Origin of the sequence: Providencia sp. M-27, assembly GCF_011077905.1 — a bacterium.
Classification (GTDB): domain Bacteria; phylum Pseudomonadota; class Gammaproteobacteria; order Enterobacterales; family Enterobacteriaceae; genus Providencia; species Providencia huaxiensis.
On sequence record NZ_JAALBT010000002.1, the window covers coordinates 17,122 to 41,357 of the forward strand.

Annotated in this window: 17 protein-coding genes, 2 tRNA genes and 1 pseudogene; 11 read left to right on the forward strand and 9 right to left on the reverse strand. The window is 36.6% G+C overall.

Features of this window, described 5'->3' with window-relative positions:
* Nucleotides 1-26 precede the first annotated feature (26 nt).
* A tRNA-Lys gene (locus tag G6Q48_RS03455) sits at nucleotides 27-102 on the forward strand.
* Nucleotides 103-1,525: 1,423 nt separating this feature from the next.
* A complete protein-coding gene (locus G6Q48_RS03460; protein ID WP_102137798.1) occupies nucleotides 1,526-1,819 on the forward strand; it encodes a helix-turn-helix domain-containing protein in 294 nt (97 codons plus the stop codon).
* A gap of 236 nt (nucleotides 1,820-2,055) precedes the next feature.
* Here the strand turns inward: G6Q48_RS03460 and G6Q48_RS03465 are convergent, their stop codons facing one another.
* The 5 genes from G6Q48_RS03465 to G6Q48_RS03485 all read right to left on the reverse strand — a co-directional run bounded on the left by G6Q48_RS03465 (nucleotide 2,056) and on the right by G6Q48_RS03485 (nucleotide 8,466).
* Complete coding sequence (locus G6Q48_RS03465) at nucleotides 2,056-3,822, reverse strand: potassium/proton antiporter (RefSeq protein ID WP_229597465.1); 1,767 nt, start codon at nucleotides 3,820-3,822, stop codon at nucleotides 2,056-2,058.
* A 372-nt stretch (nucleotides 3,823-4,194) separates the two neighbouring features.
* On the reverse strand, nucleotides 4,195-4,863 hold the full coding sequence (locus G6Q48_RS03470) for a methionine ABC transporter permease (protein ID WP_102137580.1): 669 nt from the start codon (nucleotides 4,861-4,863) through the stop codon (nucleotides 4,195-4,197).
* Nucleotides 4,860-5,873 carry a methionine ABC transporter ATP-binding protein gene (locus G6Q48_RS03475; RefSeq protein WP_102137581.1) on the reverse strand — a complete coding sequence of 338 codons (1,014 nt, stop codon included), beginning with the start codon at nucleotides 5,871-5,873 and terminating at the stop codon, nucleotides 4,860-4,862. Before G6Q48_RS03475 ends, G6Q48_RS03470 begins: the two co-directional genes overlap by 4 nt.
* 3 nt (nucleotides 5,874-5,876) lie before the next feature.
* The gene (locus G6Q48_RS03480; protein WP_166264530.1) at nucleotides 5,877-7,337 is read right to left on the reverse strand and encodes an FAD/NAD(P)-binding protein; all 1,461 of its coding nucleotides are present in this window, start codon (nucleotides 7,335-7,337) and stop codon (nucleotides 5,877-5,879) included.
* 4 nt (nucleotides 7,338-7,341) lie between these two features.
* Nucleotides 7,342-8,466, reverse strand: coding sequence for a CMD domain-containing protein (locus G6Q48_RS03485; protein WP_166264532.1), 1,125 nt, complete (start codon nucleotides 8,464-8,466; stop codon nucleotides 7,342-7,344).
* A 213-nt stretch (nucleotides 8,467-8,679) separates the two neighbouring features.
* Here G6Q48_RS03485 and G6Q48_RS03490 point away from each other — a divergent pair, with 213 nt between their 5' ends.
* Entirely contained in the window at nucleotides 8,680-9,522 is an 843-nt protein-coding gene (locus tag G6Q48_RS03490) for a MetQ/NlpA family ABC transporter substrate-binding protein (protein WP_166264534.1), read from the forward strand.
* A 226-nt stretch (nucleotides 9,523-9,748) separates the two neighbouring features.
* Complete coding sequence (locus G6Q48_RS03495; RefSeq protein ID WP_102137585.1) at nucleotides 9,749-10,486, forward strand: cyclase family protein; 738 nt, start codon at nucleotides 9,749-9,751, stop codon at nucleotides 10,484-10,486.
* 52 nt (nucleotides 10,487-10,538) lie between these two features.
* Here G6Q48_RS03495 and G6Q48_RS03500 read toward each other — a convergent pair whose 3' ends face one another.
* Nucleotides 10,539-11,774, reverse strand: coding sequence for an SLC13 family permease (locus tag G6Q48_RS03500; protein ID WP_166264536.1), 1,236 nt, complete (start codon nucleotides 11,772-11,774; stop codon nucleotides 10,539-10,541).
* A gap of 632 nt (nucleotides 11,775-12,406) precedes the next feature.
* Between G6Q48_RS03500 and G6Q48_RS03505 the strand changes: the two genes are divergently transcribed.
* The 6 genes from G6Q48_RS03505 (at nucleotide 12,407) to G6Q48_RS03530 (ending at nucleotide 19,602) form a co-directional block, all read left to right on the forward strand.
* Nucleotides 12,407-14,356, forward strand: a complete 1,950-nt coding sequence (locus tag G6Q48_RS03505; protein WP_166264538.1) for a PTS mannitol transporter subunit IICBA — start codon at nucleotides 12,407-12,409, stop codon at nucleotides 14,354-14,356.
* A gap of 11 nt (nucleotides 14,357-14,367) precedes the next feature.
* Nucleotides 14,368-15,528, forward strand: a complete 1,161-nt coding sequence (locus tag G6Q48_RS03510; protein WP_166264540.1) for a mannitol-1-phosphate 5-dehydrogenase — start codon at nucleotides 14,368-14,370, stop codon at nucleotides 15,526-15,528.
* Nucleotides 15,529-15,629: 101 nt separating this feature from the next.
* On the forward strand, nucleotides 15,630-16,160 hold the full coding sequence (locus tag G6Q48_RS03515) for an MltR family transcriptional regulator (protein WP_102137589.1): 531 nt from the start codon (nucleotides 15,630-15,632) through the stop codon (nucleotides 16,158-16,160).
* A gap of 108 nt (nucleotides 16,161-16,268) precedes the next feature.
* Complete coding sequence (locus G6Q48_RS03520; RefSeq protein WP_102137590.1) at nucleotides 16,269-16,691, forward strand: GNAT family N-acetyltransferase; 423 nt, start codon at nucleotides 16,269-16,271, stop codon at nucleotides 16,689-16,691.
* Nucleotides 16,692-16,763: 72 nt separating this feature from the next.
* Nucleotides 16,764-17,111, forward strand: a complete 348-nt coding sequence (locus G6Q48_RS03525; protein ID WP_166264542.1) for a hypothetical protein — start codon at nucleotides 16,764-16,766, stop codon at nucleotides 17,109-17,111.
* 901 nt (nucleotides 17,112-18,012) lie between these two features.
* A complete protein-coding gene (locus G6Q48_RS03530; RefSeq protein WP_242685776.1) occupies nucleotides 18,013-19,602 on the forward strand; it encodes an AIPR family protein in 1,590 nt (529 codons plus the stop codon).
* On the opposite strand, the pseudogene G6Q48_RS03535 reads toward G6Q48_RS03530, so the two are convergent.
* Both G6Q48_RS03535 and G6Q48_RS03540 read right to left on the reverse strand, forming a co-directional pair.
* Nucleotides 19,603-20,730 (reverse strand): annotated as a pseudogene (locus tag G6Q48_RS03535) (tyrosine-type recombinase/integrase); the annotation flags it as partial. It abuts the gene before it with no gap.
* Between the two features lie 100 nt (nucleotides 20,731-20,830).
* Nucleotides 20,831-20,905: transfer RNA gene (locus tag G6Q48_RS03540), tRNA-Arg, on the reverse strand.
* 353 nt (nucleotides 20,906-21,258) lie between these two features.
* On the opposite strand from G6Q48_RS03540, the gene mlaA reads away from it, so the two are divergent.
* Nucleotides 21,259-22,011, forward strand: a complete 753-nt coding sequence (gene mlaA, locus G6Q48_RS03545) for a phospholipid-binding lipoprotein MlaA (RefSeq protein ID WP_102137593.1) — start codon at nucleotides 21,259-21,261, stop codon at nucleotides 22,009-22,011.
* Between the two features lie 570 nt (nucleotides 22,012-22,581).
* Here the strand turns inward: mlaA and fadL are convergent.
* The gene (fadL, locus tag G6Q48_RS03550; protein WP_166264543.1) at nucleotides 22,582-23,910 is read right to left on the reverse strand and encodes a long-chain fatty acid transporter FadL; all 1,329 of its coding nucleotides are present in this window, start codon (nucleotides 23,908-23,910) and stop codon (nucleotides 22,582-22,584) included.
* Nucleotides 23,911-24,236 lie beyond the last annotated feature (326 nt).

Below are 24,236 nucleotides of genomic sequence, written 5' to 3' on the forward strand. Positions count from 1 at the left end.
TAGTAGTAAAAAGAAGTAATCCAGATGGGTCGTTAGCTCAGTCGGTAGAGCAGTTGACTTTTAATCAATTGGTCGCAGGTTCGAATCCTGCACGACCCACCATCTCAAAGTCGTAAATTCGAATACATCCCCAGTCAAGTAAATACTCAGTCGCTAAGACATACCTCGACAAGCTGGTTGCAGGTTCAGGCCGAAGGCTAAATTCGCAGAATTTAAATCCTGCACGACCCACCATCTCAAAGTCGTAAATTCGAATACATCCCCAATCAAGTAAACACTCAGTCGCTAAGACATACCTCGACAAGCTGGTTGCAAGTTCAGGCCGAAGGCTAAATTCGCAGAATTTAAATCCTGCACGACCCACCATCTCAAGTCATTAGAAATCAAACATAACTTTATTACAGATTAAATCTAACGAATATACACATGTTTTGTAAGTTACATTCTCTAAGTAGCATGATAAAGGGGCAAAAATTAATGATCGCGTCACTCGCTTTATATGCAGAATAATTCAGAATGTATCTTATAAAAGTCCTTTAGTACTTACATCTAAGTTTCAATATGGTACTAGCAGGATATATTTGGTGCGTTATAGAATATAATGATTTCACTATGTATAAATGAGAGAATAAAGCTGCGAGGATAAATATCGAGTGTGGGATAGAAAAAGTAAATATAATTTTTTATAAACGAATATTATTATATAGTAAATGTAAGATACTATAATATAGCAATAAATCCTGTGATTTTGTTTGTTTTTGAAGTTTTACGTCAGTTTGCACACAGTAAAAAACAAAAAAACAGTTAAATCAAAAACGCATTGTCGATGAAAATTATTTTTCATAATTTTGTGATATTCATCTAGTAAAATGAATAATAAGCTTTCTTAACGTTATGGTTTTGTTATGTTTGGTACTTGAATATAATAAATCCATATTTTGCTACTTTAAAAATTTAGTATTTTACTAATTGTAACAGACTGGCTGGTTTTTTAATGTACTGATATTTTGTCAAATTAGAGAGTTTTAGAGATAAAATTGACTGTTTTTACTATTTTTTACATAAAAGTATCATGAATACAGGTTTTATCATTTCAGACCATGTTAAATTGTATCAATAACATTAATATTGTTACAGTGTTAAATAATTCTATTTATTTCCTTTATTTTTAGGTTATACATCGGTCATGCGGGTCTTTTTTAGATGAATATTCCGAGGGAGGAGGGGTGTCTTTTGGATTACTATCAAATGAAATTACACATATTTGGTGTAACCGAGTGATTTTAAAGTGTTATTTTGCTTTTAAATGCATAATGTATAGCATGAAATACTTTGTTACATAGTTGCAATGTCAATTTAGGACTAGTTGAAACTAATTATAAGGGTAGTATATCATTCTTTCCGATATATGCTGAATCGTCTATAGCATTATCACTGTTATACACATAAATATAAAAAATAAAATATGCAGGTAATTATCTGTTAATTTTTATTTCCTTAATAATAAATTGAAGCGAGAATGTTTATGAACACGAAATATCCTGTCGCTTGTGCAGTTGGACAAAAAATAAAAGCCCTTAGAAGAGCTCAAGGCTTTACTGTTTTTCAGTTAGCTAAAGAGATAGATATAAGTGAACAGCAGCTATTTCGTTACGAGCGTGGTGTTAATCGTATTGATATAGACTGTCTTGTTCGAGTGCTAAAAGTTTTAGACGTTAACATGGGTGAGTTTTTTAGTGAAGTCCTACAAGAGGATACTCAAGTAGATGAGGACACAGCTAATAAAGGGTTCGAAAGTTCTGCGTACACCCTTATATAGCCGAACAAACCATATTGTCCCAGAATGAAACATAATTAGCTTTCATTCTTACCTGTTTAAATTAGGAACGTAAATTAAATACATTTGCTGTTTATAGTTTAAATAAGACAATATCTATTATTATCCTAGGTTTCATAAAAGAACAAATAAAAGCCCGAAAGGGCTTTTATTTTTGTATCGTTGAACTAATTATTACTTAACATTAGAGTCATTATCTCTAGCACATTTATGTGTAATTAACCTTCCTGCGCTTTAATAGGTTCTAATATTACGGTTATGATGCGTGTGCCTATCATTTCTCCAATTTTTAATTGCAGTTGTTCTAATTTCATGACGGTATCTTGTAAAGGTTCCGATATAGAAGCATAAATAAATTGGTTAAGGGTTCTTTCATCACCATTATCAATTTGGATACCATAAGATGAGTGGATCTCATTTAACCGAGTCGTTCCTTTTAAACTTAACCCGGTATCGGGTAGTTCAATAGGCGTGTTTTCAGAGATGTTTTTTTCTGAAAATAGATGCTCAAGAAAAATACGATTTTCAGGTTTAAGAACAACAAATAAATGATCATCAGCATGAAGCGTAGTTGACCCCCTTGGCGGTAAAACACTTTTTTCTCGCGTGATCATAGCAATGACAGTTTGGTCAGGTAATGCAAGTTGTGATAATCGACGACCTACTACAGCGCAATCCTCACCTAATGTATATTCCACTAAATCTGCATCTATTTGGTCTACCGCGGTAATATCTAACGTTGCTGCAGGGATCAATGGCGGTGGCTGCATTAAATTTAATTTACGTGCAACATAAGGTAAGGTTGAACCTTGTAATGTTGCTGAAATTAATACCACAAAGAAAACCACGTCAAAAATCAGATGGGCATTAGGTAAACCATAGATAAATGGGAAAATGGCGAGAATAATAGGGACAGAGCCACGTAATCCTACCCAAGAAATTAATGTAATTTCAGGTTTAGGGAAACCAAATAATTTTAGAACCGGTATTACAGCTAATGGCCTTGCGATAAACGTTAAGACAAGGGCAATAATTAAACCCTCAAGCCAGACTTCAATTAGAGAACTTGGGTTGACAAGTAGCCCTAACATAACAAACATGATAATTTGGCTTAGCCATGCTAATCCATCATGAAACAAAAATGTATTGCGTTGAAAAACAAACCGATGGTTACCAATCACCACACCAGTAACAAAAATAGATAAGAAGCCACTACCTTCTAAATTACTCGCGAGTCCAAAAGAAAGCAACCCACAAGCAGCGACAAGCACAGGATACAACCCAGTTGCGATTAGTTTAATCTTATTGATAATTTTGACTGAAACCCAGCCAACACTTAAGCCAACAACTGTACCTATCCCCATTTGGCTAAAAAATAACAGAATTAATTCACTACCTGAAGCTTGTGGATTCATTAAGAGTTGTAATAAGCCAACAGTTAAGAATATGGCTGTCGGGTCATTGGTTGCGCTTTCTATTTCTAACGTCGATTGCAGGCGTTCATTTAAATAGATCCCCGCGTTGCGCAGTAAGGAAAAGACGGCGGCAGCATCGGTAGAACCGACGATAGCGCCTAGTAATAGCCCTTCCAGAAGAGGGACGTCGAGGATATAAGCAGCCGCGAGACCAGTCACCCCAGCGGTTACAAGAACGCCTAGCGTAGCTAGTGTAAAAGACGGTTTCCAAACTAGACGAATAGATTTTACTGATGTTTGTAGACCCCCATCAAATAAAATTAAAGCAAGCGCGAGAGAGCCAACGGCATACGAAACATTAACGTTATCAAACGTAATCTTACCTATCCCATCTTCACCCGCTAGCATGCCAACAAATAAAAACATGACAAGCATGGGTAAACCGAGCCTAGCGGACAGTTTGCTAGAAAAAATTCCCAAAAGAATGAGTATAGAAATCAATAAAATGAGCTGTTCAATAGTTGGCATAATCAGTTTAATCTGTAAGTGAATAAAACGCTGACGATGCATCGTAAAGCGCGCGTAGAAAGCAAAAACAACAAAATAGCAAGACGACTAAATATACATTGAGAATAGATTATTTTAGCGAAAAGCGGATAACATCCATTAAAATATATATCTACATGATTATAATATAAATAAATTTAAATAATTTGATTATTTATCGCATTTCTCACTATAAAAAAGCGTTAAAACACGTAAAAAATTGATAGATATGAATAAGTAAGCACTAGAGTGAGTTTTATTGTTAATTTTTTCTATTAACGATAATTATGGTGTTGGGGCTCGCCACAAGTCTTAAGGAGGATAATCGACACTTATAAAGTAAGGTAAAAGAGAGAAGGCCGAATATATTTTCGACCTTTTCCACGAAACTAATGACTAATGGAAGCGCGCTTTTTTCGCTAAATAGTCACCAATAAATTGCATGCCTTGTACGATAATTACTAATGTAACAACGGTGATAGCCATTGCAACATTATCAAAACGCTGGTAGCCGTAGTTTAGTGCTAAGTCACCGACACCTCCACCACCAACGGCTCCTGCCATTGCGGTTGCACCAACTAAAGTAATGCTGGCAGCGGTTAAACTTAGAATTAATGATGATTTCGCTTCAGGTAAAATAAAGTGCCAAACAATTTGCCAATTTGTTGCTCCCATAGAATCAGCCGCTTCAATAATACCTGAATGTACACTGAGTAATGAGTTTTCAACTAAACGTGCAGTATAGGGGGCAATAAAAATCACTAATGGCACAATTGCTGCAGTTGTTCCTATTGAGGTTCCTACCATAAAGCGTGTAAGGGGGATCATCGCAACTAATAAGATGATAAAAGGCAATGAACGAATAATATTAATTATCGGGTTCACAATGCGATAAATACATTTATTTTCCCAAATACCCTCTGGCCTCGTTACAACAAGTACGATACCTAATAGGATCCCAAATATAGAACCTAATACGAGCGCAATGCTGACCATCGTAAAGGTTTCTGACATCGCTAATAAAAACTGTTTCGCCGTTAAAGCGGTTTCGAATAATTGTGTCATAGTGCCCCCTGATTGACTGCAACTCCGCGTTGGCGAAGAAAAGAGACGGCTTCATCAATTTTTTCTTTATCACCAATAAATTGGACAAACATACTGCCCAGCACGACACCACTGATCTCTTTCATATTGGCAAATAAGATATTTATTTTGACAATTTCTTTGAGTATTAACTCATTAACGACAGGTTGTTGTGCGGAAGCCCCTAAAAATTCAAGACGATAAACATCTTGTTGATGTTCTAAGTTATGCAGAACGCGTTCTGGAATTTCTTCGTTTAATACGGTTCCTACAAATTTCTTGGTTGTGTCATGGCGTGGGTTGGCAAAAATATCAAGTACAGTTCCTTCTTCGACAATTTTGCCAGACCCCATAACAGCAACACGGTTACAAATTTGTTCAATAACTTCCATTTCGTGAGTAACTAGCAAAATAGTAATATGCTGTTCTTGGTTGATCTTTTTTAGTAATTGCAAAATTGAGCGCGTTGTTTGCGGGTCGAGTGCTGAAGTGGCCTCATCACATAATAAAATTTGTGGGTTGTTGATCAAGGCACGCGCAATACCCACACGCTGCTTTTGCCCACCAGATAACTGCCCTGGGTATTGGTTTTTTTTATCACTAAGCTCGACATATTCAAGAATGCTATCAACTCGCTGATTGATTTCTTGTTTATTGACACCTGAGAGTAATAAGGGCATCGCAATATTTTGAGCAACAGTTTTCGTTTCTAGCAAATTGAAATGCTGAAAAATCATACCGATGCTTTTTTTATGTGAGCGCGTTTCTGCTGGGGTATGCTCAGCAATATTTTGGCCATTGATAATAACGGCACCACTGGTTGGCTTTTCTAATTGATTAACCAAACGGATCAGTGAGCTTTTACCAGCCCCGCTATAACCAATAAACCCAAAGATATCACCTTTATTGATATGCAAATTAATGTCTTGCAATGCAACTAAAGACTGCCCATCTTTTTCATAAACTTTTTGAATGTTTTGAAAGGTAATCATAATCTACTCTACACTATCAGCTAATTGCACACGTTCTGAAGGCGGTACAGCGGGTTGCCACTCATCCCCCAATAATTCAGCTTCTTGGCTAGTTTTAACTTGCTCAAGGTGTTGCTCTTGGTAGCTTAGGTACAATTGAGCTGCAATATGGTCAGCCAATCGTTCTGCCCCAATATTCGTTCCAGGGATTAACCCTATGACCGGGCCCATACTGAGCGATGCACTTAAGTTAAAACAATATAACTGATTGATTTTTAATGTATCTGACTTGTTTTTAGCTTGAAATTCAAAATGATCACCTAAATAAGGGTGTGAAGCTAACTCTGCATTTTCTTCATGAATGGATGGCGTGTATGCATCCCCCCATGTTTTAACTAGCGGAGATAATTGATGAAAAGCGCTGTGTTTGGCCCAATTAATCCGATAGCCAGTTGCTAAGATTAAATAATTTAATACGAATTTGTCTGTTGTTGTTGTGACATGCAATTTTTTATTTTTCAATTCAATAAATTTAACTTGGGTATTGAAATTGAAATAAGCATTTTTATGGCGAGAAACTCTCAACGTGCTGCCATGAGGAGCTGGCGTTTTGGCTTTGGCAACATAATCAGTGTAATGCCACTTCTGAGCATCTGTAAAATAGGTATACGCATTGGTAAATCCTGCACTTCCAGCAACTTTTCCTCGATTTACTCGGGGCATGTCGCTAGCGCGGATCAAAATCTCAACTGAATTAGCACCATTTTCTAATGCCGTTGCTGAACTATCCATCGCACCGGCACTATAACCAACAACACCAATGTCTAAGCCTTTAAAACGACGATAGTCAGTACCTGCATATGAATGTTCCCAATAGGTCGTTGGGATATCATTCATAAAACTAGGGATATTAGCTTCACTAAAAGACTCCATACCCGTCGATAAAATAACATGTTGCGCTTGATACCTGACGGTACCGTTAGGAGTGTCAAAAATTAATTCACGGTAGTTATCGTTTAATTGCACATCGACTAATTGGTATTGATTAAGTACATAGGATTCTGTCATGGTTTTATACCATTGCAGATATTCTCCCCACTGCAAACGTGGAATTTTATCGAGTTCATCCCATTTTTGAATGCCAAACTGGGCTTTAAACCAAGCTTGAAAAGTTAAAGAGGGGGATGCAAGCGCAGGGCCAACCACATGTTTTGGGGAACGCAATGTTTCCATTAATGCAGGGCTTTGCCATGGGCCTTCTTTGCCAGCAGGGGCTTGGTCGAAAACAATTGCATTGATACCTCGTAATTTCAGAGCGAATGCGGCTGTAATTCCTGACATACCCGCACCAATGATAGCGACATCAATAATTTGGTTTTCAGGGTTATTTTTTGATAATGACCAAGACGTTATTGGTAAATTTAAATACTGCAAATCTTGTTTTATTTGCGCTTCTAATGCCTCTAAACCCATAATCAGTTCCATTGAATTACTCCTTATCCTCTACGATTTCAAAGGGCTCACCCAGCGATAACATTAAGCGGTTCGCCCATGAAAAGAAGGCCGTTGATTGAACTAAGTCAAGTAATTCAAGTTCAGATAAACCCAAGTTTTGTAACTCTTTAATTTGTGATGGTGTGGCTTGGATGGGGGTTGCAGATAAAGAGGCGACTAAATCTGTGATGGCTAGGAGTCTGTCATCAAAACCTTCAGCAAGTACTGAACCCGTCACAGTTGCTAGTAATTTATCAACATCAGCACGTCGTTCTTTTGCATACTGACTGGCTTTTCTAGCATGTACAGAAGCGCAGTATATGCAGCCATTAACTTTGCTAGTTACGGCCGCAGCAAATTCACGTTCCCAGCGAGGTAACCCTTCTGAGGTATAAAACACGCCTCGGTCAACTAAAGTTCGTAACTCTAAAATTTTACTTTGATGGGCGAGCAGTAAAAAATATTCAGAGTTTAATTGACCAAATTTTTTCATGACTTGGGCTTCTTCAACGGATAGCGTTTTTGCATCCCTTGCTGAAATCCAAGCTTCCCATCCTAAATTATCTTGTGTAAAAGCCGTTGGGGAAGGTTTTCCTTTGCGGGTTAATGGTTGGTGGTTCCATTTACCAGCCACAACTTTAGGTGAGTTATGTGTAAGATGACTACTATTCGTCAGTAACAGAACCCCTTCGATTAGCCGAGCTTGATAGGTGACATAAGTTATTAATTGAGCAAGTAAAATGATGTCACTTTCTTGCCAACCTTGTTCAGCTAACGCAGCAATTAATTGGTAATGGGTATCTTTAGGTGATTGTGTTAAAACTTGCAGATATTCTTTTGCTGTAGCCAGTGGTTTGCTAAGAGGTTCATCAGGCATTGAGTTTATTAATTGAAAATAAAATTCAGCTAGGCGGGGACTTCCTGTCATTTTTGCAACTTCATAAGCAAAATAATATTTCACATTATTTGTGAGAAGTGTCGATGGTGCAGAAAAAATGGCTTCAAATACGGCTTGAGTATTTTCAGTCGCCACCGCGCGTTCATGGCGAATTTTAGCTAGGCTGGAATCTGGTGTTAAATTAGTTAAAGAATTAATTACATCATTATAGGAAATAGTCATAAAGCAACTCACTTTTTTTAAATGTTTTTTATCTCCTTCATTACATATCAATCACATTACTAATCGAACGATCTGTTTGTTATATGCTTATAACCAAAAGGAATCAAATGCCACTCTTATATTACTTTAGTATTAAGTTATAACGATATAGTCTAAGTTGTACTCTCTAATTATGATTATACTGCCTAAAATATCTTTACAGGGCTGTTATCTATGTTAAAACAAAAATTAATAAATTTATCTTTAATTACTACTGCTTTAGCGGTGCTGGCTGGGTGTGGCGATAATAGTGAAAAAGATAATCCTAATAAAAAACAAATTACAATAGGTTTTGGTGTTGGCAATTATATTGACCAAGTAGACAAAGGTATCGTACCGATTTTAGAGAAAAAAGGTTATACCGTTAATTTGCGCCAATTTTCACAGAATAGACAAATAAATCCTGCTTTTGAAGAAGGCTCTATTGATGCTTCTGTAAATCAAAGCCGTGCCTATATGGAGGCTTATAACAAAAAAAATAATATTAATATGGTGGCATTAACAGACTCACCGAGTGCGCCTCAAAGTCTGCGGTCAAATAAACATAAAACACTGGATGAAGTGAAAGACGGTATGATTGTTGCGTTATCTAATGACCCCGTTAATGCAGAGCGTGGTGCTAGGATCTTGGAAAAGTTAGGTTGGATTAAAATTAAGCCAGATGTGAGTACATTAAGTTTTAGTGTTAATGATATCTCCCCAAATGAATATAACTTAGATATTCGAGAAACCGATGCGGCACAAGGGTTGCGATTATTAGATGATGTTGATTTTGTTGTTGTGAATGGTAACTATGTGGCAAGTGCCGGCCAACGTATTGCTGATGGTTTAGTTGTAGAAAATTCACCGCTAGAGCATCGCGTTATTGTGACTGTTATGCAAAAAGATTTAGATGCTCAGTGGGCAAAAGATTTGAAAGAAGCTTTTGAGTCTAAAGAGTACGCAGATTATATTCGTTCGCAGCGTATTTATGATGGTTTTATTGAACCTGACAGCTGGAACAAATATCCTAAATAAAATCCTAGTCTATTTTTTATTTTGATTATTACGTTGACCACTAATTTTTATTAATTAGTGGTTTTTTCTATATAAATTAAATATCTTACTGATTTAATATGAAAAAGATTCGTGTTGAATTTGTAGACAACAGAATGTTTTTTCGTTATTTAATAGGTTAGGAAGGGCATTATAAAAATAGTCTGTAGATAAGCTTATTTAGACAATAGAACTGACAGGGGAAAATATGAGCAATGAATTAATTGATGCATTTAATGTAATAAAATCTAAAAAATGGGTTGATTTGACACATAGCTTCGATAAAGACTCACCACATTTTTTTATGTTTGACTCTGCCGAATTTAAAACATTATTTGGCTATCCAGAAGGTTTCTTTGCACAGCAATTTACATTTCCAGGACAATATGGCACCCATATTGATGCTCCTTGTCATTTCGTTGAAGGGAAACGTTATTTACATGAGCTCGAATTAAAAGAACTTGTTCTGCCACTGATTGTTATTGACCAGTCAGAAAGGGCCAAAGAAGATCCTAACTTTGCATTTTCTCTCGATGATATCCTTAATTTTGAAGCGAAAAATGGTCGAATTGAATCAGGGAGTTTTGTTGCATTACGTACGGATTGGAGTAAACGTTGGCCATCACAAGAGCTTATGGATAATAAAGATGATGAGGGCAATAACCAAATACCGGGTTGGGGAATGGACGCACTCAAATTTTTATTTGAAGAACGCGGTATAAAAGCGATTGGACATGAAACATTTGATACTGATGCTGCAAAAGATTTTCGAAAAAATAATGCATTACTCGGTGAGTATTACGTATTAGAACAAGATACATACCAAGTTGAATTACTCGCTAATTTAGACCAAGTGCCCACACGTGGCGCGGTAATTTTTAATATCGTCGCTAAACCAAATAATGCCAGTGGTTTTCCTGTTCGTTCTTTTGCGATATTGCCATAGGAAATATAATGATAACCAATCTGCCAGTGTGATAGCAGATTGGTTAAAACGACTATAACGCAAGTAAAATCCAAGCAGCGGCTAATAGCATACACAATAGCGCGACAATTCCCCCTGATTTAGAGAACTCACCGAAAGAAATTTTTACGCCATATGCCGCTGATTGCTCAACGACGATAATGCCAGCAAGGCTACCGAAGACCAGTAAGTTACTTGAAAAACCAGAACCCAATACGAGAGCAGCGCCTAACGAATCGGCATTGCCTTCAGGTGTTAAGAAGGGGACGAGTAGCATGACTGAAGGGTTGTTTCCAACGATAGTACTTAGGACGCCTGTCACTAAAAATAGGGCTAATGGGTTATTGAGTTCCACACCGTAGTTTCGCAAATCAGTTAATAATTGCTGAGGTAGTCCTGTGGCGGCAAAAGCGGCATTGACAACAAATAGCCCCATGATGAGTAATAAAAGATTACCATCAACGAGTTTAAGCATATCACTCGAGGCAATAGATCGATTTAATAATAAAAATCCAGCAGCCGTTAATGCAATAAGTTCTTTAGGAATATCAGTCACAATAAAGGTAATGATGACTGCGAAAGTAATGACACCCGCTTTTGCTGTCTCCCAGACATCTAATGTTTCTTGGGTTGATTTAGGGGGAGTTGAGAGCGTATTTTCTTTAGTCAAATACCAACGATGACGATATAACCAAACGAGTACTAACCATGTTAATGGTAAGGAAAGCAGGGCTGGTATTGCTGATGCCTGTAATAAGCCAACAAACGAGATATCAAGCCCTTGTGCTGCGATCATATTTTGTGGGCTACCAATTAATGAACCTGCGGCCCCGTTATTCGCTGCGAAACAAAAGCCAAGTAAAAAAGGAATTGGGTTTAAACCGCGAGATAAACTAATTGATACTAATAATGGAGTCATCGCGACAACAACAACATCATTAGTGAGCAATGCGGAAAGAAATCCACCAACAAGAATTAAAACAGCGAGTAATATAGGGGGCGAAACTTTTAGCATTGCGACTTTATTTGCGGTCCAGCTATAAAAACCAGACACAACAAAAGAAGCAGAAACGACCATAAGCCCGAATAACATCCCAATCGTTCGGTAATCGATAGCATTCCATGCATGGGGAGGGGTAATACTACCAATAGCCATCATAGCTAGGGCACCAATAACCGCAGCGCCAGTTCTATCAACTTTGAAGCCGGGTAGCTTACCAAAGCCCATCGCAATATAAACCAAAAGAAAAACAATAACGGTTGACGTCATGATATTCACATTTTAATTAAGAAAATTAGAGGTAATTTATCGGTGAAGACCAGACGAAGCAAGGTTAAATAATGTATTGATAATAATACGTTGTCGTTAATTCAATTTAAGATTATCGCAAAAAGATGATGGTAATAATGAAATAGAAAATGAAGTTTTCAAATAGCAATAACAGGCATTGACTACGAAAGACGATAATGTGATTTATTGCAGCATGCAAAGAAAAATGAAGAAAGTACGTTTAGTAATTTTATTACAAAATATAAAAAGTGACTTGTACAGTTGGATAATTGACATTAGTCCACAGGATAAAAAAGATAAATAGAAAATAAATTGTGATGCTCATCACTAATCGAAGATAAATAACGAGTTTTAAGCTGTGACCAATATCACTAAAAATGGTTTTTTTGTGTAAAAAAAGAGCAATGTAATTTAGTGACATGAATTTTATGTGATCTTCATCAATATAAAGGTGGGGTGAGCCGGGGGGTAATAGTGATCTTGTTCACATAAAGGCCCACGTGGTGCGGATCTGATAAAGCTCATGCTAGAGTGAAAGAGTTGAAAAAATCACAGACGTTATTTGGCGATAACGTTACAACTTTATCATTCTCGTACCACGGGGTTCTATCATGGTAACATCAAATATCAAATTAAAGGTACAGAATTTTGGGCGTTTCCTCAGTAATATGGTTATGCCTAATATCGGTGCTTTCATCGCTTGGGGATTAATTACCGCGTTATTTATCCCAACGGGCTGGTGGCCTAATGAGACATTAGCTCAACTTGTTGGTCCTATGATCACCTATTTACTCCCTCTATTAATCGGTTATACCGGTGGCCGTTTGGTCGGTGGAGAGCGGGGTGGAATAGTTGGTGCAATAACAACAATGGGGGTCATTGTTGGTGCTGACATGCCGATGTTTATGGGGGCAATGATTGCTGGTCCATTAGGCGGATATGCAATAAAACGTTTTGATTTGTGGATCGAAGGCAAAGTTAAAACGGGTTTTGAAATGTTAGTGAATAATTTTTCATCCGGCATTATCGGCATGTTATTAGCTATTTTGGCTTATTTAGCGATAGGTCCTCTTGTTGCAGGGTTATCCAAAATATTAGCGGCTGGTGTGAACGTGATGGTGGAGAATAACTTACTTCCACTCACGTCTATTTTTGTTGAACCTGCAAAAATCTTATTTCTCAATAATGCTATTAATCACGGTATTTTTTCACCGTTAGGTATTCAGCAAGCATCTGAAACAGGTTCCTCCATTTTTTTCTTAATTGAAGCAAACCCTGGACCAGGTTTAGGCGTTTTACTCGCTTATATGTTTTTTGGTAAAGGTAATGCCAAGCAATCTGCACCAGGGGCAGCAATTATTCACTTTTTTGGCGGTATCCATGAAATTTATTTCCCGTATGTTTTAATGAATCCTCGATTAATTCTTGCTGTAATTCTTGGAGGGATGACAGGGGTATTTGTGATGAACCTTTTTCATGCGGGCTTAGTCTCTCCTGCATCACCAGGTTCAATATTTGCAGTTCTACTGATGACCCCTAAATCATCACTTATTGGCGTTATTTTATCAGTCACAAGTGCTACAGCTGTTTCTTTTATCGTTTCAGTGCTTTTATTAAAACGAACACGAATTGGCGATGATGATGAGCTCGAAAGTGCGACGAAAAAAATGCGCAATATGAAAACGCAATCAAAGTCATCAGCAACAAGCTCAACCAATAAAGATACCTCTATCAATTTAGCTCAAGTGCGCAACATTATTGTTGCTTGCGATGCAGGCATGGGGTCAAGTGCAATGGGGGCCGGGGTATTAGCCAAAAAAGTACGAGATGCAGGTTTAATCGATATTACCGTCACTAATATGGCAATTAACGACCTGCCAGATAACGTTGATATTGTTATTACTCATAGAGATCTAACACAAAGGGCACAGTCATTTGCGCCAAATGCAATGCATATTTCTTTAACAAACTTCTTAGATAGCCAAACGTATAATAATCTAGTCACCAATTTAATAGCTAAAAAAAATCCTAAAGCTGCGAATGACGGACGACTGATTAAGCAAACGATTATTGCAGCAAATGATGAATCCTATGAAATAGAAAATTATGATGATGCGATATTTACATTGAGTGCAAAGCATATTCATTTAAACCTATCTGCACAGAATAAAACGCAAGCCATCCAATTTGCGGGGCAAAAATTAGTTGAGGGTGGTTATGTTGAGCCTGACTATATTGAGGCGATGTTAGCTCGCGAAAAACTAACTCCCACATATCTTGGCGAGTCTATTGCGGTACCTCACGGAACGATAGAAGCCAAAGACCGCGTATTAAAAACCGGCATTGTTATTTGCCAATACCCCGAAGGCGTACAATTTGGTGAAGAACCCGATGAAATTGCCCGCCTAGTTATTGGTATTGCCGCACAAAATAATGAGCACATTGAAGTTATCACACGAATTACTTCCGCTTTAGACGAAGATGGGGTTATTGAGCGTTTATGTGAAACCCAAGATGTTCAGGAAGTACTCGAAATTTTAGCGTCTCAAAGTGCAGCATAAGGAGAATAATAATGAAAGTCATTCACTTTGGTGCAGGAAATATAGGCCGTGGGTTTATTGGTAAGTTATTAGCAGACGCAAATTCACAAGTGACTTTTACGGATGTTAATCAGCCATTGATTGACCAACTTGCGCATCAGCAATCTTATAATGTTCACGTGGTTGGTCAGGAAAATCGTATTGAGAAAGTCCAACACATTCACGCTGTTAATAGTAATGACCCTAAAACGATAGAGTTTATTGCAACAGCGGATATGCTTACAACTGCTGTCGGGCCACAAGTACTTGAAAAAATAGCGTCAACCATAGCTAAAGGCATAGTTTATAGAAAATCGCAGGGAAATAACCAGCCACTCAATATAATTGCATGTGAAAATATGGTAAGAGGAACTAGCCAACTAAAGCAACATGTATTGGCTCAATTGCCTGAAGAGTTGCATCAATGGGTTGAGCAGCATATTGGCTTTGTAGACTCCGCAGTTGACCGTATTGTTCCTCCGAGGGATGCAGCGAATGATGACCCGCTTGACGTTACTGTCGAATCCTTTAGTGAGTGGATTGTTGACCAGACACAATTTGTTGGTGATATTCCTATTATCAATGGAATGGAATTAACGGATAACCTAATGGCATTTGTTGAACGCAAACTATTTACGTTAAATACAGGCCATGCGATGACAGCGTATTTGGGACAATTATATGGATACCAAACAATTAGTGAGTCAATTGGAGATTTGAGGATCTATACTGTTGTTAAATCGGCTATGCAAGAAAGTGGACAAGTTTTAATTCAACGTTATGGTTTTGATTCACAAATACATAATCAATACATAGATAAAATACTAAGTCGCTTTGCAAACCCATATTTAAAAGATGATGTTAGTCGAGTTGGGCGACAGCCTATAAGAAAGTTAAGTTCTAATGATCGCTTAATTAAGCCTTTGCTAGGCACATTAGAATATCAATTACCAAATGAAAATCAGATCATAGGAATTGCTGCCGCATTGCATTTCAGATGTGAAGCCGATCCTCAAGCAAATGAAATGGCAAAGTTAATAGCTGATAAAGGTATATATCAAGCGGTTGTTGAGCTTTGTGGGTTAGAGAAATATCCCGAGGTTGTTGATAGAATTAGTTCCCAATACCAGTTATTGATATTGAGTAACAAGTGATATTACGGATAATAGATTGATTAACTGAGGTTCAGTCACTTTATGGCTATCTACTGTATGATAGTAAGCAGTATAGCTGTAAAGTGATAAAAGAAGCTAATATGGAAAATAAACAAAACATTGAAAATCAGATCCTTGAGCGGTTAAATCAACGGCCAGAAGTATATTTGTTTGTTCAAGAAGTCGTTGTTTTAATTTCACAAGCTATTGATAAATTAATGTTAAAAGTTTTTAGAAAGGATGATTATGCGGTAAAGTATGCCGTTGAACCACTTTTAACTGGAAATGGGCCATTAGGGGAGTTATCAGTTCGTTTGAAACTCCTATTTGCATTAGGGGCTATTTCTCGCGAAACCTATGAAGATATAGAATTATTTCTTGCTTTAAACGAATCGTTATCGGCAGAGGATTTAAATATAAATTTTACGGATGATGAAATTTTAGGCAGTATTAAAATGCTCCATTGTATGGAACCTTTACCAGAAATGATGAGATTCAATCAACCAGAGGATCTTGTCGATAACCAATTAATTGAATTACAAAAACACCGTTTTCAGCAAATGATCAAATCTTCATTGGTATTGTCTGTAACGGCTTTAATTACCCAAATTATAGAAACTGATGTATTTTAAAATAGCATATTCAATCCTCTCCTATTTTACTGTTTTCTTATCAAAGTAAATATGTTTGAAATAACACGTTATTAGCCGAGTATTAGCAGAGTATCAGCAGAGCATCGAATGAATATTATTGTTGCACATGAAATCACCACTGAAGATAAAGAAGAACTACTTGCAGGGTTACGTAGTTTTAATATCCAATATTTGAGTGCAGAACGTTTTGGTGAGCTAGGCGTTTATTTTAAAAATGATTCTGGTGTTATGCTTGGAGGATTACTGGCTTCTGTCAAGGCGAATTGGCTTTGTATCGATTTTTTATGGGTAAGTGAGGACGCCAGAAAAATGGGATTAGGCAGTAAATTGATGAAGGCTGCTGAACGGGAAGCAATTAAATTAGGTTGTATTCATAGCTTAGTTGACACCTTCAGTTTTCAAGCCTTGCCATTTTATGAAAAATTAGGATATGTGAAACAAATGTCATTGCCTGATTTCCCAGAGAAAGGCATGGAAAGGCATTATCTCACTAAAACTGAATTAGCGTAGGTATTTTTTGTTTGCTTCAATTAGCACACCCGTTAAGTTAACATGACTGAAATTAATTGATGGGATGGTGAGATGAAAAGAGCCTTAGCGGTTATATTATTTACGTGTTCTCAGTCGCCTTTAATGGCGACGACATATAGCTTGGATGAGCTACAGGCGATGTCAGCTAACAATAAAAAGCCAGAAATAGTACGCCCTTATAAGCAGCTTATAAAAGTAAAAGAGTTAGGTGATTTCAACGCTTGTAAAGAGTGGCAAAAAGAACAGTTGACACCATACGCTGCATATCCTCAGAAAATAGGGGCTTCAATGGAGAAGTTATATTCTATTAGGGTGTGGATGGAGGATAGAACACTGACATTCAATTGTATTGATCTAGATAATGTGTCTGGAACTATAAATGAAGCAATGTACAAATAATTTAGTTGGGTAGTGAGGCTAATAGTTTAGTTTTTGTTTTTCGTTTACTGTTCAATCGATTATTTTATGTTTATATTTAAGAGTCTTAATATATAACCAAGGTACGAGTGAATTAAATTTGTTTAATGAAAAAAGTAATATTCGAATAGAAGTGAGTGACAATAAAAAAGTCATAGAGCTAAGGGGATATACAGAAAAAGAAGCCCACCGTTTGATTGATACGGGGTTAAATAAAGGCTCATTAGTTCAAAAAACAAACACTAAAATAAAAAAGTAATTCGTTCATATTTCAGTTTTCTATTTCCTCTCAACCCGCATAGATACTGGGTTTTCAGTTTTTATGCGGCTCATACTCTTAAGTTAAAATCTCACGTAAAATAGAAAAGTTATTTATATTCAATTGATTATAAATCAATTCGCTAGGTGTGCTTCACTTGAAAACTGAAATTTATTGAAAATCTTTTCACAGATTTCAGTTTGAGATTTTCGGCAACAACCTAGTATTGGTACGGCTTGGCGATATGTTTTGTAGAATTTTAAAACTGAAATAATTTTATGATCCAAATTGTGCAGGCGGGTGCGGTGTAGTGAATTTTACGTGATTTTTTATTTTATCTTATAGGTGTGTGTTAGTTAACATAATAGACTTAAAATCCTTAATTTAAATACTGTTTGCTCCTATAATTATTACAGGTAGCTAGATTATATAGTGAACTAGCTAGTTTCAAATTAGTGTTGATTGATTAAATTTTAGGAAAATTAAAGTGCATCCATTACTATCACAATATGTTGAAGATTTGGCTGGAGAGTTCGATTATGTTGATGAACAGCTATCTAAAAAATTTGAGTACTTCTGTAATTATGTGATTTTATCTAAATATTTTTAGGTAGATTTAACCCAGTGGATATTACAACTCAAGAGGATGATGCGTCCTTAGACGGCATCGCATTTATAATAGATGGCGAATTAATTATTACTCCTGATGATGCAGAGAGTGCATTTTCAACACACAAGACGTCATTACAAGTTGACATAATTATTACCCAGATTAAATCTGGTGAAAGTTTTTCTAAAGATGATATATCTAATTTTAATCTTGGATTGTCGGATTTTTTTAGCTTAGAGCCAAGGTTACCAAATGGAATATATAATAGTCAAGCAATAGACATAATGAAGATTATTATCGCAAATGTTAGAAAAATAAGAAATAAAACTCCAGATTTAAAAGTTTTTCACTGTACAAGTGGTAGTTATAATAAAGAAAGAGAAATTGAAGCTAGTTTTGAAATATTGAAGAAAACATGTGTGAATTTTGATTTATTTTTTGATGTCGAAGTTTTTCCAATAGGAAGAAAAGAACTGATGAATTTTTGGAGTGCTATCTCAGATAAAAATGAGGCTTCTATTCAATTGGTTGATTATATTGGAATTAATGAAATGCCAGGAATACCTCAATCATATATCTCTATTGTTAAAGCTAAAGAATTTATTAGTAAAATAGCAATGGATGATGATAAAAATATTAGAGAGGAAGTTTTTGATGAGAATGTCAGAGCTTTTCTAGGTGATGATAATAATGTAAATAAGGATATATCAAAAACTTTAAATAGTGAAAAATCTAAACAATTTGCAGTTTTGAATAATGGAGTAACAATTATAGCTCCAGAAATAACAATTCAATCAAATACTAAAGTTATGCACTTAACTAATTATCAGATAATTAATGGGTGCCAAACAACTAATACATTGTATGAAAACTTTGATAAATTAGATGATGGAATTGAATTAATAGTGAAATTTATAGAGTCACAAGATACAGATGTGGCCATCGAAATAGTAACAGCAACAAATAATCAATCTGCAATTGAAAATGAATCATTTTATGCATTAAAAGAAAAAGCCAAGATGATTCAAAAATATTTTGATCTAGAACGAGGTAGGGATGTACGAGAAGGACTTTATTTTGAAAGAAGAGAGAATGAGTATAGGAATAAAAATATTCAAACTACAAGAATTTATGATATTAAAGAATTGGCCAGATGTTTCATTTCTGCTTTTAAAATGAAGCCACATGATGCTTCTAGATATGTTAAAAAAGTCTTAAATACAAGTGATATAGTATTTAATGAAACGGATAATGAATATGCGTACTACTGCTCTGCATATATATGCTATAAGTATAATACATTAATTAATGGGCGTAAGCATGATGCTCAAAAATATAATAAATTACGCTGGCATATAGCAATGCTCTATCCATGGGTTGTAACAGGAAAAGTAGAAACTCCTGAACCATCGGCAAAAAAAATAACTAAATTTTGCGACAAGATTCTTGAAAGTTTTAAAACGGATAAATATATTAAAAATTTCAAAATCTGTCAGGAAATAATTGAAAGTATTGAAATGCCAACCGATGATCAAATTAAACGAGCTAGATATACTAATGAGTTAAAAGATGCGGCCATACAATATTTTTCAGTGAAAAAATAGCTATAGTAAAAAAATGTTACTATAAATAGTTAGCATTTTTCTTCGGCTCTCTAAATACAATGCATGATTATAAATTCCACGGATGGAATTTTTATCAACATGAGCTAATTGAAGCTCTATCCACGCACTATCAAAGCCTTTTTCATGCAAAATAGTGCTCATCATGTGTCGAAATCCGTGACCTGTCAGCCTACCTTTATAGCCAATTTTGGCGATGACCTTATTTATACTCGCATCACTGATTGGTTTTCGTGCATCATTACGCCCAGGGAAAAGTAGCGAATAGTTACCTGAAATGACTTTTAGCTTATCAAGGATCTCTAATACCTGTGGTGAGAGAGGAACTAAATGAGGGCGACGCTTTTTCATTCGTTCTTTAGGTATTTCCCAAAGTGCATTTTCAAAATCAAATTCTGACCATTTCGCGAATCTTAACTCAACAGTTCTAACACCTGCTAGCATTAATAGCTGAGTGGCATATTTCGTGATTTTACTGCCTTGATAGTTATTAAGTACCTTCACAAAATCAGTAATTTAACTTTCTTGCAAGAATGGGAAATGTTTGGTTTCAGGCTTATTCATTGCACCAGACAAATCAGGGGCAGGGTTATATTTTGCTCGGCCTGTAATGACAGCATATCTAAACACTTCGCCACAACGACGGCGAATTTTACTTGCTTGCTCTAATGCCCCACGTTTTTCTATCTTCTGCAATACGGCAAGTAATTCTAATGGCGCTAATTGGTCAATAGGTCAACTACCAATGAAAGGAAAAACATCATTTTCAAAACAACGCAATATTTCGCTCGCATAGCCTTTTGACCATGTAGAGCATTTTGATGCATGCCATTCCATTGCAACCGCTTTAAACGTATTTTCAGCAGCGTATTTTTGTGTGATCTTTTCCGATTTGCGTGCATCACTTGGGTCTATACCATCTGAAAACTGTTTTTTTGCTTCATCTCTTTTTCTTCTGGCATCGGCTAAAGAAATTTGTCCATGCACACCAAATGAAATCATTTTAGGCTTAGCTTTACGAATTTGGATATCAGTGAGCAGCATAATGTGTATAGTTTTTTTATCGAACCTAGACCTATACACAGTACTATTCACAGTACTATACACATGAGTACTTAGACCCCACTAGAAGTTACTAGATCTTCTTGGAAGTTAAAATAATTAATTTGTTGTTTTTATTTGAAAAATTGGAAGTACTTAGAAATGGTAATGGTGTCCCCTGCAGGAATCGAACCTGCAACTAGCCCTTAGGAGGGGCTCGTTATATCCATTTAACTAAGGGGACTTTTGGAGTCGTAATTACGATAGCGAAAGCATTTTACTGTTCAGGTCTAATTGAATCAAGTTGTTACGGACAAATAATCGAATTTATCTTCCATAAATATTTATTTGACTGTTTTTCATTCGAAAATAGGGTGATTATCATCTTTATGATTGAGTGGGCGCATTTCTATTTTGTACTAACTGTTCAATTTTCTTATAATAAGAATATTATTAAATGGCGTATAATTAGCCTTTAAGATAATCGAATAACTCAAAAGGATTAACATAATTCTTTTTTTCGCCTTACTATAAGCAAAGCAGTTATTACAGTGGAAAAGTACCGCAGTAGGACGGTACAGGGAATGGAGAAGTGTTATGAAGTTTCGCATGACGGGCGTTTTTCTGGCAGGGGTGTTAATTGCAGGTTGTGCAAGTAGCATTGATCCAGAAACACATGAACGTTCGGACCCATTAGAAGGGTTCAACCGAGCAATGTTTAATTTCAACTATAACGTCCTTGACCCTTATGTCTTGAGGCCAGTTGCTGTTGCTTGGAATGATTATGTCCCGATGCCTGCCCGCAATGGATTAACCAATTTTTTTGTTAACCTTGAAGAACCTGCAAGTATGTTAAATAGCTTTCTGCGTGGGGAAGTGACTCAAGGTTTCAAACATTTTAACCGCTTCTTCCTTAATACTGTCTTCGGTATGGGGGGGCTCATTGATGTGGCGACAATGGCAAACCCTCAATTAGCGAAAGAAGAGCCAAAACGTTTTGGTAATACCTTAGGCTATTACGATGTGGGCTATGGTCCTTATGTGGTGTTACCGGGGTATGGCAGTGCAACACCGAGGGAACAAGGGGGGGACTTAGTTGATGATTTATATCCAATGCTAAGCTATCTCACATTCTGGATGTCCGCGGGAAAATGGGCACTGGAAGGAATTGAAACCCGAGCAAGGCTATTAGATTCAGATGGATTATTGAAGAACTCTTCAGACCCGTACTTAATGATGCGAGAAGCCTATTTCCAACGTAATGACTTTTTATCAAGTGGTGGCGCGTTAAAAGCAACAGAAAACCCAAATGCAGCAGCGATTGAAGACCAGCTTGATTCGATAGATTAGTAAATTGAATTGTTTTGGAAGGTTTATCACTCTCTTGTATACGAATGATACTAGAGAGTGATAAATAAAAAGCTAATCATTGTCTCGCTTTCCTCGTTGAGAGACGGTGTCAATTAAGGCTATTACCCCTAATACACCAATAAAACCGACAGTAAACAGTGTTCCCATACAGCCTCCTAAGTTTTAGTCATTGTTGCCTCTTTTACATGCCTTCGCGGGCGTAGCCAATAATAGAATATAGCGTGATTAATACAGTTTGATGAAAAGCCATATATATTAGTGGATATCATCAGTATAAAATATGCTATTGGGTTGTGCTTGCAAATAAGAACATTCAGAGAATGAATGATAATCTAATGAAATCTAAAGCGATTTATCTTAAAAATGCGATAGTGTGTATTTTATAAAGAAATGATGAGGTGAACTCATGTTCTTAACATTTAATTTACATATGATACAGGTTAGGGTCAAGAAAATTTATGTTAAGTTTTGAAAATTAGTGGGATGGGGCAATTGACATTGATAATAGTACCAGGGAGAGAACTCCCTGATACTTAAAAATTCGATTAATTAGAACGTATAGTTGAAGTTTACACCGTATAACCAAGCAGAACCTTCAGACTTGAAATGATATGCTGGGAGGATACTTTCAGGAACATCTTCACTTAATCTTTCTTTAATATTTACTTTTTTACCGTGCATGTAAGAAATACCCACATCAACAGATGCATTTTCATTAAATGCATACGTTGTACCTGCACTTAACCAGTAACGGTCTTGGTCAGGGATAGAAATAGAACGGTAATCTGAACGTACAGGCGTTTGGTCGTAGGCAATACCGGTACGGAATGTCCAGTTATCATCATAAAAATAGGTGGTACCGAGTGCTAAACGCCAAGCATCTTTAAAGTGCTCAGGTTTATGGAATAACTGTTCGCCATCACTTTTTCTATAGGCGGTTAATTCTTTAAATTCACTCCAGCCAGTATAGGCAACGCTATAGTGTAAAGCCCACTTAGGAGCAACTTTATGGTACCCAGAGAACTCCCAAATATCTGGTAAATTAAGGTCTAACTTACCTTTGACTTTTTCACCCCCAGTACCATGTAACTGAGTTATTGATTTAGGTATGTCATTGGAATATTTGCCATCTTCAAACTTAACTTTAACTTTAGAACGATAGCTTAAACTTAAACGGTTATCATCATTGATTTCATACAAAATACCCGCATTCCAACCATAACCCCAGTCATCCCCTGTTAATTTAGCCATGGTAGTGCTGGCAGGAAATGCAGGAAGGTTCATTCCTGGAACCATAGGCGCTAAAGCTCCTAGATCTCCAGCATGACGAGTAATTTCAGCATCGGCATACACGGCATTCAAACCCAAACCAAAACTGAAATTATTATTTACGCGGTATGCACCACTTAGGTTCAGGTTAACAGTTTTTAGGTCTGTTTTACCACCGATAGGGCCTGCAGCATAATTTTTATTAAAATCAGTGGCTAAACCAAAGTTGGTGGTCATTGAAGTACCAACAGCCCACTTGTCATTAACTGGGAAGATAAAGTGAGCATTGGGTACTACAGCACTTGGCGCAATATCATTTGCTGTTGTATTACTACCAAGTAAAGAGCCTCCTTTACCTTTGATATCAACGCTTGGGTCAATATAAACGGCACCAACAGAAAGAGAAGGGCGATCAAACAACATCATGGCAGCAGGGTTTCGGCTTCCCTCACTTGCGTTGTCGCCCATTGCACCCGCTCCCGAAAACGCGCGTCCCAGTGCGGATGTAGAATATTCATTAAGCAAAAAACCAGCCGCGCCTGCGTTGGATGATACAATTGCCACTGCTATTGCTAAAGCTGATCTAGAAAACAGGTTTTTCTGGCTCATGACCAAAACTCTCTTATGTTTTATTTTGAATAAAGCGACTTCTATCGCAAGAAGCGCAGAATTGTAGGGTCCCTTGCCGTTATGACAAATCAGACCAGTTACTAGAGTATAGGTCTGACCACCTGATATGTTGCAAGCTTGTTTTGCAGTTATTGTGACTTTGTTTTCAAAAATGCGACATATTTAACAAAATGGCAACATTGACTGACGAATTGGGAGCAAAAAGTATACGAATACGGGGTAAGATCAAACTTATGTTTAATTATTAGCGATATATTTTGATACACACTAGTTTTTAGCACTTTTTCAGCGTTATGATAGCGACT

What these genes read in the sequence shown, in the direction of transcription:
- G6Q48_RS03475 (WP_102137581.1), bottom strand. Translation starts at nt 5,873, where the DNA reads ATGATTACCTTTCAAAACATTCAAAAAGTTTATGAAAAAGATGGGCAG.
- G6Q48_RS03460 (WP_102137798.1), top strand. Translation starts at nt 1,526, where the DNA reads ATGAACACGAAATATCCTGTCGCTTGTGCAGTTGGACAAAAAATAAAA.
- G6Q48_RS03495 (WP_102137585.1), top strand. Translation starts at nt 9,749, where the DNA reads ATGAGCAATGAATTAATTGATGCATTTAATGTAATAAAATCTAAAAAA.
- G6Q48_RS03485 (WP_166264532.1), bottom strand. Translation starts at nt 8,466, where the DNA reads ATGACTATTTCCTATAATGATGTAATTAATTCTTTAACTAATTTAACA.
- G6Q48_RS03505 (WP_166264538.1), top strand. Translation starts at nt 12,407, where the DNA reads ATGGTAACATCAAATATCAAATTAAAGGTACAGAATTTTGGGCGTTTC.
- G6Q48_RS03500 (WP_166264536.1), bottom strand. Translation starts at nt 11,774, where the DNA reads ATGACGTCAACCGTTATTGTTTTTCTTTTGGTTTATATTGCGATGGGC.
- G6Q48_RS03490 (WP_166264534.1), top strand. Translation starts at nt 8,680, where the DNA reads ATGTTAAAACAAAAATTAATAAATTTATCTTTAATTACTACTGCTTTA.
- G6Q48_RS03515 (WP_102137589.1), top strand. Translation starts at nt 15,630, where the DNA reads ATGGAAAATAAACAAAACATTGAAAATCAGATCCTTGAGCGGTTAAAT.
- G6Q48_RS03480 (WP_166264530.1), bottom strand. Translation starts at nt 7,337, where the DNA reads ATGGAACTGATTATGGGTTTAGAGGCATTAGAAGCGCAAATAAAACAA.
- G6Q48_RS03525 (WP_166264542.1), top strand. Translation starts at nt 16,764, where the DNA reads ATGAAAAGAGCCTTAGCGGTTATATTATTTACGTGTTCTCAGTCGCCT.
- G6Q48_RS03470 (WP_102137580.1), bottom strand. Translation starts at nt 4,863, where the DNA reads ATGACACAATTATTCGAAACCGCTTTAACGGCGAAACAGTTTTTATTA.
- mlaA (WP_102137593.1), top strand. Translation starts at nt 21,259, where the DNA reads ATGAAGTTTCGCATGACGGGCGTTTTTCTGGCAGGGGTGTTAATTGCA.
- fadL (WP_166264543.1), bottom strand. Translation starts at nt 23,910, where the DNA reads ATGAGCCAGAAAAACCTGTTTTCTAGATCAGCTTTAGCAATAGCAGTG.
- G6Q48_RS03520 (WP_102137590.1), top strand. Translation starts at nt 16,269, where the DNA reads ATGAATATTATTGTTGCACATGAAATCACCACTGAAGATAAAGAAGAA.
- G6Q48_RS03510 (WP_166264540.1), top strand. Translation starts at nt 14,368, where the DNA reads ATGAAAGTCATTCACTTTGGTGCAGGAAATATAGGCCGTGGGTTTATT.
- G6Q48_RS03465 (WP_229597465.1), bottom strand. Translation starts at nt 3,822, where the DNA reads ATGCATCGTCAGCGTTTTATTCACTTACAGATTAAACTGATTATGCCA.